Here is a 14,362-nt window from a genome sequence, read left to right on the forward strand (position 1 = left end):
CTATTTTTTTATGATTTATGCTTGGAATAATGGTTTGTCAGACATCATTACATTTACTTTAAATGCAATTCCTTCTAGTTTCTCATCACTTTCGTAATTCATTAAGGCTTCATCGATATATTCAACAATTAGTGCCATATCATCTTCTTTTAGTCCTCTAGTAGTAACTGCAGCAGTTCCAATACGAATTCCAGAAGTTACAAATGGACTTTTATCATCAAAAGGAACCATGTTTTTATTTACAGTAATATCAGCTTTTCCAAGTGCATTTTCGGCATCTTTTCCTGTGATATTTTTATTTCTTAGGTCAATTAACATCATGTGATTGTCAGTTCCGCCAGAAATAATGTTATATCCTTTTGCAACAAGTGCAGCTGCCATTGCTTTGGCATTTTTCTGAACTTGCAATATGTAATGCATAAACTCATCTGTTAATGCTTCACCAAAAGCAATTGCCTTTCCTGCAATTACATGCTCTAATGGTCCACCTTGGTTTCCTGGAAAAACTCCGCTATCTAATAATGAAGACATTTTACGTAAGTTCCCATTCTTTAATTTGATTCCAAATGGGTTATCAAAGTTTTTTCCCATCATAATCATTCCTCCACGTGGTCCACGAAGTGTTTTGTGTGTAGTTGTTGTTACAATATGACAATGTGGAATTGGATCGTTTAGAAGTCCTTTTGCAATCAAACCAGCAGGATGAGAAACATCTGCTAATAATAATGCATTTACACTATCTGCAATCTCGCGAAAGCGTTTAAAATCTATATCTCTTGAATATGCAGATGCTCCTGCAATAATCATTTTTGGCTGTTCTTTAGTTGCAATTTCTTGAATTTTATCATAATCCAAAACACCTGTCTCCTCTTCTACTCCATAAAATACAGGATTGTATAATTTTCCTGAAAAGTTTACTGGAGAACCATGTGTTAAATGCCCACCATGTGATAAATCGAATCCTAAGATTTTATCTCCTGGTTTTAAACATGCTGCAAAAACTGCTGTATTTGCTTGACTTCCACTATGTGGTTGTACGTTTACGTACGCAGCTCCAAATAAAGCTTTTGCTCTATCAATGGCAATTGTTTCCACTTCGTCTACGACTTCACATCCGCCATAATAACGTTTTCCAGGATATCCTTCTGCGTATTTATTTGTCAGTACTGAACCGACAGCTTCCATTACTTGATCACTGACAAAGTTTTCAGAAGCGATCAACTCTAATCCTTCTTTTTGTCTTTGTTTTTCGGCTTGAATTAATTCAAAAATTTGTTCGTCGCGTTGCATTAGTTTGAGTCTATGTTAATAAAATCCAAAAATATGATATAGATTCCATAACTCATATAGAAAACTCATATATTTGAATACAAATAACAAAATTTATCAAATTATAAATATTTAACACAACTATGCCAGATACTACTAATAATCCCGATAGAAAAACATGGCTAGAAGTTGCTCCGGATAGCGATTTTCCTATACAAAATATACCTTTTGGAGTATTTCTTACTAGAGATGACGTAATTACCATCGGTACACGAATTGGTAATTATGCAATAGATTTAGGTGCATTGCATCAACTTGGATATTTTGAAGGAATTCCATTGACAGATGACATTTTTCTTCAAGATAGCCTGAATGATTTTATTTCTGATGGAAAGAAAACATGGCGCTTAGTTCGTAATCGTATTGGAGATATTTTCGATACTGATAATGCTGCTTTGCGCGATCATGCAGAACACAGAAATACAATTATATTCACATTAGATGAAATAGAAATGCAATTGCCAGTACAAATTGGTGATTATACAGATTTTTATTCAAGTATAGAACATGCTACAAATGTTGGTACGATGTTTCGTGGCGCAGATAATGCATTGATGCCAAACTGGCTTCATGTTCCTGTAGGATATCATGGAAGAAGTTCTTCTATTATTCCATCGGGAATTCCAATTCATCGTCCACAAGGACAAACGTTACCCGTTGGAGCAGATACACCTGTATTTGGACCTTCAAAACGTGTCGATTTCGAATTAGAAATGGCTTTTATTACAACTGATGCAAATCATTTAGGAGAACCAATTCCTATTGAAGAAGCTGAAGATTATATTTTCGGAGTTGTTTTATTCAATGATTGGAGCGCACGCGATATTCAAAAATGGGAATATGTTCCATTAGGACCATTTTTAGGAAAGAGTTTTGCTTCATCAATTTCTCCTTGGATTGTAACTATGGATGCTTTAGAACCGTTTAGAGTGGAAAGTCCAAAGCCTTTAAAGCCACAATTAGAGTATTTACAATATACAGGGAAGAAAAGCTATGATGTTCATTTAGAAGTAGCGATTCAACCTGAAAATAGTACAGAAACTGTTGTTGCTCGTTCTAACTTCAAGTATATGTATTGGAATATGGCACAACAATTAACACATCATACGGTGAATGGTTGTCCCGTAAATTCTGGTGATATGATGGGTAGTGGAACCTTATCTGGTAAAACACCTGATTCATATGGTTCTATGTTAGAATTGTCGTGGGCAGGAAAAAATCCTGTGAAATTAGATGATGGATCAGAACGTACGTTTATCAATGATGGAGATACCGTAACGATGCGTGGACATTGTCAAAACGATCAAGTACGTATTGGTTTTGGTGAAGTTTCATCAAAATTATTACCCGTTTTTGAATCGAAGAAAAAGTAAGTAAATACTAAATTCTCGCTAGAGATATTTTAATATAAAAAACTCCCAACATGATTTGATTGTTGGGAGTTTTTTTGCTAATTCGGGAAAAATAAAATAGTTTACTTCTGAAATACATTCAGAATTTCACTTTTCAAACTATTGAAAAGTTTAGTGTGTAATACTTAAATTTTTGATTCTCACAATTCCGTTTGAACCTGTATAGTTTACATTTTTAACAGATTGCAAGTAGTTTCCAACTTTAAAATAATTTCCAGAAGCACTAGTTCCAATTGCTTGAGAGAAAATTTCATTTGATCCATCAAAAACTTTGACAACTCCATTATTATAGGAAATTTTAAATGTATAGCTGCTGCCTAACTGGTAACCATTATCAATAAACTGACTACTTCCCAAAACATCTTCTGTGATATAGCCACCAATTTTTAGTCGTACGCCACCAGATGACTGATTTCGACTACCATAAAACTGTAATCTAATCACATCATCAACTGTGTTGTTTGGCCCGTGAATTTGAGCAAAACACAATACACCATTATTCTGTTCTTGTACACTACCATTTACAATTTTTGCACTTGCAGGTAACTTATCAACTCGTACTGTAAATGTCATCGTATTGTTTCCTGAAGAACCACTCCAATTTGCGAGATTTCCATTGCTCATTTCTCTGAGTTCTACTCTTGGATTTCCTGATGTAGCTGAACCTCCTAAACCTCTATAGCATTCAAAAAATGTCCATTCGCCATCTGTGTAAAAATAATTAGGATCTTCATAGGTAGCATACGTTTCTCCTGTTGATGATAAAACGTTATCTCTATACGTTGCTCCAGATCCTGGACTACCAGTAAATCCGTTTAGTTTCCAATTGTTAGAGGTCAAGCCTAAATTATCTCCTGGAGAATCTCCACTTCCGCCACCGCCAGGATTTGTTCCGCCTGTTCCATAAATTTCTGTTTCTGTAATACTATTCCAAGAACTTGAAGAGTTTCCAAAACATGAAATACGTACATAACGAACATTTACTGCATTAAAAGTGTAGGTTTCCAAACCATTTGTATTTCCGCTGCTTCCAGTCGATTTTTTATTTACAATCGTTTGTAAGTTTGATGTGGTAGTTCCTACTCTAATTTTAAAGTACGCTTTTCGTTGATTTCCTTTGTAAAAGGCTAATTTTACTGACGAAACAGATTTTACACTACCCAAATCATAAGTAATATATTTTCCATTATAGCCTTTTGACGACCAACGTGTTCCCAAATTTCCATCTAGCGTATTTTGTGGAACATTACCATCATCTCCATTGGCAGAAACACTAGTAGGTGTAATTTCACCATTTTTTTGTAGCAAGGGAAGTTTTCCATTTTCGATAGTTTCCTCCTCTTCTAAGGTAATCACTTCATCTGTTGAACATGAGTAACACATAAGTAAGCATACTAACAAGATGCATCTAAATGCTTTGTAGGTTTGTTGTACGGTAAATTGTTTCATTGATTTTGTTATTATAGTTAATAATTTATTGGTAAACCAATCTGGTTAACCAATTATACAATAATAACTTTTCAAAAAAAAATGCAAAACCGTAAAATAAAGATGGTTTTTATGTAATTAAAATAATTTAGTAAGCATTTATCATACAAAAATGCCGCTACATAAATAGCGACATTTTTTATTTACAATCAAGCCAATATACGTTGGTCATATATATAGATTCAATTACAAAAAACAACATAAAAAGTGGTTTTTGGGATACTTTAAAGTTGTGCTAGTACATATTAATAACAAAATGCGCTATTGGTACAATTTAAAGGATTTAATGAACCTCTAGAAGAATGTGGATACGTTCCTCTTCCTTTTACAGCTTTAGTATTTAATGTTGCTACTTGTGCTTTTTTTAATCCTAACGATTTTAATGACTTTTGTTTTTTCATAATGTTTTTGATTTAAATGTTAAAAAATTAATACAAGTATGTGCATGCATACAACTTGTAATATTTAAGTCAAATGAAGTAAAAAAAAGTACAACCAATGTTCACCCCGATAATAGTTAACTTATTGATTATCAATATATTTGTTAATATTTTCTTAATGTATTAATTTTAAAAAAAATCAGAGTTTAAATATGACGATAAAGCATACTATTATTTTTTTCATTAATATGAAGATGATACTATTAGAAGAAAAAAAGTATGTGTTAACACAAGGTTATACAGCAAGATAAATGATTGCTATCGATAGTAAAATAATACCATAAATAAGCGTAAATGATTTCCCTGAGATTTTACTTCCCATTCGAGCACCAAAGAAATTTGACACAAAGTAGGTTCCAAAAAGGATTCCAACCAATTGCCAATCGACAGGATTTTCAAAATTATATTTTATAAATGCTCCATAACTTACTGGTGGAATAAGAATTGCTAAACTCAACGCACGCGCATATTCTTTTTTAAGTTTGAAACCACTAATTAATATCGGAACCATTAAAACACCAGCACCAATACCAAACATTCCTCCTAAGATTCCTGTACAAGCAGCTAATATAAAAATCCAATAATATGCTATATGCTCTTTATTTGATGCGTGTGCGTTTTTCTTTAAGTATGCTCTAAATTGCATCAAAGCAATAATAATAAGTAAAACTGCGAAGTAATATTTTAAGTCTGTTTCGCCTATATAAAAGGCAAATACAGCGCCAAAGTACGAGAAGATACAATACGAGATAACGCCAATGGTAATGTTTATCCACTGTTTTTTGACATATTCATACATAGACATTACGCCAAGTAAACTCATTGGACCTAGCATCATGGTCAATACATTACCTTGTGCAGCTAATTGCGACATTCCGCAGTATAAAACCAGAAATGATACTAAAAATGGTCCTCCACCAATTCCTGCAAAACCTCCAATATAGCCAACTGCCAAACCTAATACTACATAAATAAGTGGATCACACATGTACTTTATAAAATTTGGCTGCAAGTTACTAGAAAAGTTTAGTTTGCAATACCTTTAAACAAAAAACAACTCCAAACCGAAGTTTGAAGTTGCTTTTAAAAAAAATTAAATTAATTAAAATTAGTACATGCAATAAGCATTTTACAGCACTATCTAATAGCTTAATAACATAAAACGCCTGTTCCAGCACCACAATTACCTAGTGAAAGACATCTTAAAAAGGTAATTGTACAATGATTTGAATTTCCTCCTTTTAAACGTTCTTGCGCCGCAGTATTTAAGTTTGTTACTGTTGTTTTTGTTAATTTTATTTTTTTACTTTTATTTTTCATAATAGTATGCTTTTTATTTTTTGCCTACTCGTAAGTTTTTCGGCTTCCACTTTATTGAGTGTCTTAACACGTAGTGTACGGACATTGATTACAGTTGGTATATGCTAACGTGGCACAACCTTGTGTACAATCTTCTGTATAACAGTTCAATCTATCAATTGACTCTATTCCTTCCGTTGGAGGTAATCCTCCTTTTACTTGAATAGAATTAAACTTTGATACAATTGACTTTTTTAATGCTAATGTTGATTTTAATTCTCGCTTTTTCATGATGTGATAAATTATGATAATGCTTACTCTATAAGTTTTTCAGCTTCCACTTTTTAAAATAAATGGCCGTTCATTTCTATTATAAAGTAAACTAGAAAAGTCAACAAAAGCATCCACTCCGATAAAGGTTTACAAAAACAAAATCCGAATATTAAGAAGCTTTCTTGTGTTTATTTCTGTAAGATTTAGGCGAAATTCCTGTCTTTTTCTTGAATGCATTGTAAAATGAAGTTCGATTATTAAATCCTGCAGCATAAATTATCTGATTGATATTTAACTTATTTTTTTGATCCTTCAAAAGCTTGATGGCTTCGTCAATCCGATAGTTATTGACAAACTCAAAGAAGTTTACTTGAAAATGTTCATTGATTAATTGTGAAGTATGATGACGAGATAAGTTTAACTCTTCCGATAACACATCTAGCGTAAGCGAACTATCTAAAAATAATTTATCCAATTCCATCAAGGAAACCAACCGATTCTTCATTTCATTCGCTAACGAAGTAGACAAACCGTTATTTTTATACTTTATAAAAGGAAACGCAATTTTTCCCGAAAAAATATTTGGTTGCATAAAACTGAAATACGTTACAATTCCTATAAAAAATGTAATTCCATAACCAATGAGATAATCATTAGAAATTGTCATCCAACGGAAGTAAATCAATAAGAAATAGATAAAAAAGGTAAACGTGTATCCTGTAAAACATAACCATAACGTTTTTATCCATAAACGTTGTGGTTCTGTAACATTTACTTTTTCCTTCTTATACAAGCCATAAATCTTAAACACATATAAAATCATTAACAAAGTAACGATGTATACCATGTAATATCTGGAAGTTGGCCACCAATTGACATACTCATCATAAGCGTTGGTTACAGCTAATTCTAATTTTACATCATATGGTAAAAAGTAGAAGCGTCCAAACACACTAAACACCCAAACTATTGGAATAGTATGTTGTAAGTCTGCCCAAGTAAAAGGACTTTGTCTTAGTACACGTTTGATATAAACGTATAATAATGGGCCATAAGAAACCCAAGGTATAAAATTGGTAAATGATAAATGTTCTACGAAAGAACCTTGATAATTAGACCAATACGCACAATTAAAAATTTGATTGTACGAGAACAATAAAAGAAATACGCCAAATATACTATTAGCAATTCGATCTCCTTTTCGCTTTAAAAAAAATAAAATAGCGAGTATAGCAGATTGTATGGCAAATGCAAAAAACAGCATTATCCATATATTAATGGTAGTTTTCATTAGCAGAAGTTTTAAGAACGTTTTTTGATTGAATGATGAACTTCAAGTTACAAACAAGAAAGTAAAATCCTTCTTAAAAAATTCTTAATTCTTATGACAGAATGAAAAAAAGAATAATTTTATACGAATTCAGCTAACGGAATTGCATTAATTTGACCGTGAGAAGCATGCGCTACAGTAATACCATTTTTTACCATAACTAACTGTGGACTTTGGTGCCATACTTGAAAACGAGCTGCAATTTCTTCTGAAATTGGACGGTAATTCAACAAATCTAAATAATAGACTTTCATTTGATTTTCCTCCAAATCATATAATTCTTCAAACTGTTTTATAACCATTCTACTAATTCCACAACGTGTACTATGTTTAAAAATAGCCACAGGTTGCGTTTTTGATTCTTCCACAATAGTGTCAAGTTGATCAACGTTTGTTAAAGGTGTCCAACGTAGTTTTGAAGGCTCTGGAGTTTTGGAAGGTTCAGAACTTCCGAATAATTTATTGAATATTCCCATAAGTATGTACTAAATTTAAAGAATGAGTCGTAAGTCTATTTAAAAACTTTCAAAATGTCAAAATGTCTTATAAACACACGCTTTAACCGTCATTTTGTCTTGTATTCACAAATGGAACAAGAATTGCAAAACTATCAAAAAACGCACAATAGAACGTTATGAATTTTAACAATTATACTATAAAATCACAAGAAGCTGTGCAACAAGCGCAACAGCTAACACAAACATATGGACATCAACAAATTGAAAATGAACATCTTTTTAAAGCAATTATGGATGTTGATGACAATGTATTACCATTTTTATTAAAAAAATTAGATGTAAATATTTCATTAGTCACACAAATACTTGAAAGTACACTCGTAAGTTTTGCAAAAGTAAGTGGCGGAAACATTATGCTATCTGCTACTACTGGAAAAACGCTTACAGATGCCAATATTATTGCAAAAGATATGAATGATGAATTTGTTTCTACTTCACATTTAGTGTTGGCAGTATTCAAATCGAAAAGTAAAATTGCACAGATTCTAAAAGATCAAGGAGTTACGGAAAAAGACTTAAAAGCTGCCATTCAAGAACTTAGTAAAGGTGAACGCGTCACTTCTGCAAATGCGGAAGAAACGTACAATTCACTTAACAAGTATGCAAATAACTTAAACGAATTGGCAGACAACGGAAAACTCGATCCTGTTATAGGAAGAGATGAAGAAATCCGTAGAGTATTGCAAATTTTATCGAGAAGAACAAAAAACAATCCAATTTTAGTAGGTGAACCAGGTGTTGGTAAAACCGCTATTGCAGAAGGTTTAGCACACAGAATCATTCAAGGTGATGTTCCTGAAAATCTTAAAGACAAACAAATTTTTTCGTTAGATATGGGTGCACTAATTGCTGGTGCAAAATTTAAAGGAGAATTTGAAGAACGCTTAAAAGCTGTTATTAAAGAAGTTACTTCTGCTGATGGCGATATTGTTTTGTTCATTGACGAAATTCATACATTGGTTGGCGCTGGTGGTGGACAAGGCGCAATGGATGCTGCAAACATCTTAAAACCTGCATTAGCACGTGGAGAATTGAGAGCAATTGGCGCAACAACATTGGATGAATATCAAAAATACTTTGAAAAGGACAAAGCATTAGAACGTCGTTTTCAGAAAATTATAGTGAACGAACCAGATACGGAAAGTGCAATTTCTATTCTAAGAGGAATCAAAGAAAAGTACGAAACGCATCATAAAGTTCGTATCAAAGATGAAGCAATTATTGCTGCAGTTGAACTTTCACAACGATATATTACGAATCGTTTTTTGCCGGATAAAGCTATTGATTTAATTGATGAAGCAGCTTCTAAGCTACGTATGGAAATCAATTCAAAACCTGAAGAATTAGATGTTTTGGATAGAAGAATCATGCAATTAGAAATTGAAATTGAAGCTATTAAACGTGAAAATGATGAAGTCAAGCTTAAATCATTAAATGCAGAATTAGCAAATATAAAAGAAGAACGCAACGAGATTTTCGCAAAATGGCAATCTGAAAAAGATATTGTAGACAATGTACAAGCAACAAAAGAAGCTATTGAGAATTATCGCGCGGAAGCGGAACGAGCAGAACGGGAAGGAAATTATGGACAAGTTGCTGAATTGCGTTATGGAAAAATAAAAGATGCACAAGCAAAACTTGATGTTTTACAGCAAGAATTAGCAATGCAGGAAGACAATGCATTGATTAAAGAAGTAGTTACCAATGAAGACATTGCGGAAGTTGTAGCAAAATGGACAGGAATTCCTATAACCAAAATGTTGCAAAGCGAACGTGAAAAGCTATTACAATTAGAAACCGAATTGCACAAACGCGTCGTCGGACAAGAAGAAGCTATTATTGCCGTTTCAGATGCTGTTCGTAGAAGTCGCGCAGGATTGCAAGATGTAAATCGTCCAATAGGTTCGTTCTTATTCTTGGGAACAACTGGTGTTGGAAAGACAGAATTAGCAAAAGCGCTTGCCTCCTATTTATTTGATGATGAGAGTGCTATGACACGAATTGACATGAGCGAATACCAAGAATCACATTCGGTAAGTCGTTTGGTTGGCGCGCCTCCAGGATATGTTGGCTATGACGAAGGTGGACAATTAACGGAAGCTGTTCGTAGAAAACCATATTCTGTTGTATTGTTAGATGAGATTGAAAAAGCACATCCAGATACATTTAATGTATTATTACAAGTGTTAGATGAAGGAAGATTGACCGATAATAAAGGACGAATTGCCGATTTTAAAAACACGATCATCATTATGACTTCAAATATGGGAAGTCATATCATTGAAGAAAAACTCAAAGCTGTTAAAGATATATATACAGCTACGGAAGCTGCAAAAGTGGACGTTTTAGGCTTACTAAAACAAACCGTTCGACCAGAGTTTTTAAATCGTATTGATGACATTGTCATGTTTACGCCTTTGTCACAAAGTAACATCAAAGAAATTGTACGATTGCAATTCAAAAATGTGAGTAAAATGTTGACAAAACAACAAATTACGCTCGATGCAACGGAAGAAGCTATTTCATATTTAGCAAAACAAGGATTTGATCCACAATTTGGTGCACGACCAGTAAAACGTGTGATTCAACGTAAGGTGCTAAATCAGCTTTCAAAGGAAATACTAAGCGGAAAAGTTACTGTAGACAGTATTATTTTATTAGATGAATTTGACGATGAATTGGTTTTTAGAAATCAAACAGATCTCATTTTAGATAAATCATAAATAGTGTAAAAACACAAAGCGCAACCAAATTGGTTGCGCTTTGCTTTTACTAACAAAGACAGAAACTAGTTATAGCTTCTGATCTACAAGATTCTTTATATAAACGCCTTGTAAAAGGCTTTATTTTATTAGAAAAGTTAAAGTTTTGCGAATTGTTTTTAGTACCTAATGTGACAAATACTGACAACCAGATTTTCCGCTACCATCATTACAATCATTTGGCGGACCATATCCATCATCACAACCAACGGCATACCACCAACCGTGTTTAGGATTTTTTAATAACCAAAAAGAAATACTTCCAGTTCTTTCCGAGTTTAGCATAAACACTCTTAAAAAATTAGATGCACTCATCTTAGGAACTGCAATTTTTACTTCTTTCCCAGATTCTACAATTATTTTTTCGCTTATTTCTCCAGTTTCCAAATTCATCAATTCACTGCCTTGGTTCATAAAAATTAAGGTATGGTTCTTCCAATCACAAGTACCGTTAGTCGTATTATAAACCGTTCCTGCAACCCAACCCGTTGGAGCAATTTTAGGTTTTACATGCTTAAAATCTTTAGTAGTAACTAAATTCTCACTTGTTGTCTCAGTTATAGGTTCTTCTTCTGTAAATGTTCCGTCACCATATACAAAATGTAGTTTATTGAGTTGATTTGCTTGTATTTTAATGTTCTTCTTTACTTCTTTTTCATGATTGTATTTATAGCTCAACTCTAAGTCAAAGGTTTCAGCTAATAGATCGCGTTGTACCGTTTTAGAACTTGCAGTCATCGCATACGCAACTACTTTTCCTTTATTGTTCTTAAACTTATACATAAAATCAACAGGTTTCCCTTCTTTATCAACCACTTTCAAATCTATTCTTCCGCATGGACTTAAAGTAACAATACTGTCTTTGGTAGCATTTATGCTAAGGTTCGTAATTGTTGTTCCTTGACTTTTAATTCCGTCTAATGTATGTCCATCGTAAACTTTTATAGCATAAGAATCCGGATACAATTTCAGTATAGATGCTTTACTACTTGTAGAACCTGTATATAAGTTCTTTTGATCTGATTCTCGGATAATTTCTATATAGGTTGAACGTTTTTTTCCAAGTCCGTCATTCACCACAAATTGAATACTTCTCGCTACTTTAGTACATTCTTCAATTCCTTTCCAAGCATTCGTTAAATTGGTGTTCGTTTTTAGTAAAATAGCTTTGTAATATAGTAATGCACTACCAAACTTGCGTTCGCTAATTTCTATAGAATTTCTTTTTTCCCTTTTCTTAACGCCTTTACAGCGTAAATTCAAATCAAATAACCCATCATAACGAAGGTTAATTTCTTTTCGAATTTGATCTAAAATATCTAGCAGTTTTCTTTTTAAAATATACTTATCATAATGTCCCGATTGTGTATCCTGATTTGGTTTTAATACTTTATCTAACTCTTTGATAGCATCTCTCATTCCTTTTCGCTCATAGCTAGAATATATATTTAGTAACTGTCCAATTACTGCTGTAACGGCAAAACCTCTAGAAATACGTGCTTTTTTAAGATCTGCAGGATTTAAGCTTGCATCAACCTTGTTATATAGTTCCACAGCTTGCACTAATAAATCCAATCCAGCTTTTAAGCCTGTATATACATCCGCCCAGTTACTAGAAGTTGCTTCAGAAATAATACTTGTTCCACTTTCATTAGTCACATGCTTATACAAAGCATTTATTTGTGCTAACAAAGCATCTATATCATTGATAACTTGCACAAATTTTTGAATTCCTTTTTTAGAAATATGATTTCCTGCTTTAAAAACCTGTGCTCCTGAAGCTAGGTCTAATAAAAATGAGGAAGCGCCTGCCCAAGCGTCTTTGAATCTTAAATTAGTAACTAATCCCCATTTTAAAGTTTCATTCTTATACGTTTGATCTAAATACAAAAACCATTGATCTTTAGAAATAGTTTTACTTGCGTCTAAGGCCAAATAATATTGCCGTATATCTTCTCTCAGATTATACAATACATTATAATACGTATTGATTTTTTTACAATCAACTTCAGAACAACCTTCATTCACAAACGGCGCCGTTTGCAAATTTGTCAACAATGAATTTAGATCCATTGCAGAGATATAAAATTTTTCTTCTAGTTGAGATTTTGAGGGTTGAGCTGTTATAAAATTAATTGAAAGTAGGAATGTCAAAAATAATAGAACACGTTTCATCATAATTTTGAATACTATTTACCCTTGAAGATAACAATAAATCATTTAACTGATTGAAAATCAATTGAAAATATTATAAAATTAACCTTACACAAGTTGTATTCTGAAGAAATGTTAGTCCATTGTTTTTAATTCTTAGCCTTTCTAAAACTGTTTTCATATAATTTAGCTAATGAAAAAGCAGCAATAGCCATCACTAAATCTCGTACAGCAACATCTACATAGCTCCAACTAAAAATTAACGTTAATGCAATAGCTGCCAACCAAGCAGAAACCACATATGCACCTAATTTTGTTTTTGTTAAAACAAGGATACCTGCTACAATTTCTATAACACCAACTAGCATCATAAATGTAGTAGATTCAAAAGGAAGCATTCCTGCAAAGCCTTCTGAAATATACTGACTCCAGTCGGTTAAAATATTAGTGAACTTGTCTAATCCTGCTACGATTGGCACTAAACCAAAAGTATACTTTAATACATTTTTTACTAATTGTACGTTTGAATCCATAATTTTATTTTTTAATTATATTTAAACTTGTTACATCCTTTTGATAACCGATTTTAAAAAAGGATACAAAATTTTGTATCTTTTTTTATGTTTCCCTATCTAAAGTAAAAGACATGTAAAAATGGAAGCTATAGATATCAACGATTTTAACAATCATAAAATAAAAGAAACAGAAATCATCAGCCGTATTCTTGGTGGCGAAAAGGAGCTTTACGAAATTTTAGTCAAAAGGAATAATCAAAAATTATATCGAATTATTCGAAGTCATTTAAAAGATGAAGCAGAGATTGAAGATATAATGCAGAACAGTTACTTAAAAGCATTTACCAAATTATATCAGTTTAAACAAACCGCTACATTTTCTACTTGGTTAATTCGCATTGGAATAAACGAATCGTTAGCACGATTGAAAGAAAAAAGGAAACTCCATCATTTAAGCGAACAATCAAACAATTTAAAGCGTACTACCATTTTAGAAATTCCAGATGGCACACAATTAAATCCGCAAGACAAAATGATTCGGAATGAAGCAAAACAATTATTGGAACATGCCATAGATCGTTTAGATATTAAATACAAAACGGTTTATATGATGAAAGAAGTGGAAGAAATGAGTCTGAAAGAAATTAGTATTGCTTTAGATGTAACCATTGCCAATGTAAAAATACGTTTACATCGTTCAAAAGCAATGCTCAAAGAGCTGCTATACGAAGTAACAAATGATAAGAATATTTTTGAGTTTGGTTTTAGTAGATGTGACAGAATTACTGAAAATATAATGAAACTGATAATGTAATGTCAAGTTAAACTTGATTCATCTTCAC

At 32.5% G+C, this 14,362-nt stretch carries 13 protein-coding genes; 3 read left to right on the forward strand and 10 right to left on the reverse strand.

Annotated elements, in window-relative coordinates:
* Nucleotides 1-15 precede the first annotated feature (15 nt).
* The gene (glyA, locus tag ACUUYC_RS20870; protein ID WP_474269046.1) at nucleotides 16-1,290 is read right to left on the reverse strand and encodes a serine hydroxymethyltransferase; all 1,275 of its coding nucleotides are present in this window, start codon (nucleotides 1,288-1,290) and stop codon (nucleotides 16-18) included.
* Between the two features lie 122 nt (nucleotides 1,291-1,412).
* Here glyA and fahA point away from each other — a divergent pair, with 122 nt between their 5' ends.
* Nucleotides 1,413-2,702, forward strand: a complete 1,290-nt coding sequence (gene fahA / locus ACUUYC_RS20875; RefSeq protein ID WP_474269047.1) for a fumarylacetoacetase — start codon at nucleotides 1,413-1,415, stop codon at nucleotides 2,700-2,702.
* Between the two features lie 150 nt (nucleotides 2,703-2,852).
* Here the strand turns inward: fahA and ACUUYC_RS20880 are convergent, their stop codons facing one another.
* The 7 genes from ACUUYC_RS20880 to ytxJ form a co-directional block, all read right to left on the reverse strand.
* Nucleotides 2,853-4,190: a polysaccharide lyase family 7 protein gene (locus ACUUYC_RS20880; protein WP_474269048.1), complete on the reverse strand. Its 1,338-nt coding sequence runs from the start codon at nucleotides 4,188-4,190 to the stop codon at nucleotides 2,853-2,855.
* A gap of 284 nt (nucleotides 4,191-4,474) precedes the next feature.
* Nucleotides 4,475-4,630, reverse strand: coding sequence for a hypothetical protein (locus ACUUYC_RS20885; RefSeq protein WP_474269049.1), 156 nt, complete (start codon nucleotides 4,628-4,630; stop codon nucleotides 4,475-4,477).
* Nucleotides 4,631-4,904: 274 nt separating this feature from the next.
* The gene (locus tag ACUUYC_RS20890) at nucleotides 4,905-5,657 is read right to left on the reverse strand and encodes a sulfite exporter TauE/SafE family protein (RefSeq protein ID WP_474269050.1); all 753 of its coding nucleotides are present in this window, start codon (nucleotides 5,655-5,657) and stop codon (nucleotides 4,905-4,907) included.
* Between the two features lie 161 nt (nucleotides 5,658-5,818).
* A complete protein-coding gene (locus ACUUYC_RS20895; RefSeq protein WP_474269051.1) occupies nucleotides 5,819-5,989 on the reverse strand; it encodes a class I lanthipeptide in 171 nt (56 codons plus the stop codon).
* 63 nt (nucleotides 5,990-6,052) lie between these two features.
* Complete coding sequence (locus tag ACUUYC_RS20900) at nucleotides 6,053-6,259, reverse strand: hypothetical protein (protein WP_474269052.1); 207 nt, start codon at nucleotides 6,257-6,259, stop codon at nucleotides 6,053-6,055.
* A 151-nt stretch (nucleotides 6,260-6,410) separates the two neighbouring features.
* Nucleotides 6,411-7,532 carry a helix-turn-helix domain-containing protein gene (locus tag ACUUYC_RS20905; protein ID WP_474269054.1) on the reverse strand — a complete coding sequence of 374 codons (1,122 nt, stop codon included), beginning with the start codon at nucleotides 7,530-7,532 and terminating at the stop codon, nucleotides 6,411-6,413.
* A 119-nt stretch (nucleotides 7,533-7,651) separates the two neighbouring features.
* The gene (gene ytxJ, locus ACUUYC_RS20910; protein WP_474269057.1) at nucleotides 7,652-8,047 is read right to left on the reverse strand and encodes a bacillithiol system redox-active protein YtxJ; all 396 of its coding nucleotides are present in this window, start codon (nucleotides 8,045-8,047) and stop codon (nucleotides 7,652-7,654) included.
* Between the two features lie 158 nt (nucleotides 8,048-8,205).
* On the opposite strand from ytxJ, the gene clpB reads away from it, so the two are divergent.
* Nucleotides 8,206-10,812, forward strand: a complete 2,607-nt coding sequence (clpB, locus tag ACUUYC_RS20915; protein ID WP_474269058.1) for an ATP-dependent chaperone ClpB — start codon at nucleotides 8,206-8,208, stop codon at nucleotides 10,810-10,812.
* 165 nt (nucleotides 10,813-10,977) lie between these two features.
* Here clpB and ACUUYC_RS20920 read toward each other — a convergent pair whose 3' ends face one another.
* Both ACUUYC_RS20920 and ACUUYC_RS20925 read right to left on the reverse strand, forming a co-directional pair.
* A complete protein-coding gene (locus tag ACUUYC_RS20920) occupies nucleotides 10,978-12,924 on the reverse strand; it encodes a hypothetical protein (RefSeq protein ID WP_474269060.1) in 1,947 nt (648 codons plus the stop codon).
* A gap of 230 nt (nucleotides 12,925-13,154) precedes the next feature.
* Nucleotides 13,155-13,538, reverse strand: coding sequence for a DoxX family membrane protein (locus ACUUYC_RS20925; protein WP_474269061.1), 384 nt, complete (start codon nucleotides 13,536-13,538; stop codon nucleotides 13,155-13,157).
* Nucleotides 13,539-13,659: 121 nt separating this feature from the next.
* Between ACUUYC_RS20925 and ACUUYC_RS20930 the strand changes: the two genes are divergently transcribed.
* Entirely contained in the window at nucleotides 13,660-14,334 is a 675-nt protein-coding gene (locus ACUUYC_RS20930; RefSeq protein ID WP_474269063.1) for an RNA polymerase sigma factor, read from the forward strand.
* The last annotated feature ends 28 nt before the right edge of the window (nucleotides 14,335-14,362 follow it).

This window comes from Kordia sp. E (assembly GCF_056033805.1).

Coding starts and splice junctions, on each gene's coding strand:
- glyA (WP_474269046.1), bottom strand. CDS start 1,290: ATGCAACGCGACGAACAAATTTTTGAATTAATTCAAGCCGAAAAACAA.
- fahA (WP_474269047.1), top strand. CDS start 1,413: ATGCCAGATACTACTAATAATCCCGATAGAAAAACATGGCTAGAAGTT.
- ACUUYC_RS20880 (WP_474269048.1), bottom strand. CDS start 4,190: ATGAAACAATTTACCGTACAACAAACCTACAAAGCATTTAGATGCATC.
- ACUUYC_RS20885 (WP_474269049.1), bottom strand. CDS start 4,630: ATGAAAAAACAAAAGTCATTAAAATCGTTAGGATTAAAAAAAGCACAA.
- ACUUYC_RS20890 (WP_474269050.1), bottom strand. CDS start 5,657: ATGTGTGATCCACTTATTTATGTAGTATTAGGTTTGGCAGTTGGCTAT.
- ACUUYC_RS20895 (WP_474269051.1), bottom strand. CDS start 5,989: ATGAAAAATAAAAGTAAAAAAATAAAATTAACAAAAACAACAGTAACA.
- ACUUYC_RS20900 (WP_474269052.1), bottom strand. CDS start 6,259: ATGAAAAAGCGAGAATTAAAATCAACATTAGCATTAAAAAAGTCAATT.
- ACUUYC_RS20905 (WP_474269054.1), bottom strand. CDS start 7,532: ATGAAAACTACCATTAATATATGGATAATGCTGTTTTTTGCATTTGCC.
- ytxJ (WP_474269057.1), bottom strand. CDS start 8,047: ATGGGAATATTCAATAAATTATTCGGAAGTTCTGAACCTTCCAAAACT.
- clpB (WP_474269058.1), top strand. CDS start 8,206: ATGAATTTTAACAATTATACTATAAAATCACAAGAAGCTGTGCAACAA.
- ACUUYC_RS20920 (WP_474269060.1), bottom strand. CDS start 12,924: ATGGATCTAAATTCATTGTTGACAAATTTGCAAACGGCGCCGTTTGTG.
- ACUUYC_RS20925 (WP_474269061.1), bottom strand. CDS start 13,538: ATGGATTCAAACGTACAATTAGTAAAAAATGTATTAAAGTATACTTTT.
- ACUUYC_RS20930 (WP_474269063.1), top strand. CDS start 13,660: ATGGAAGCTATAGATATCAACGATTTTAACAATCATAAAATAAAAGAA.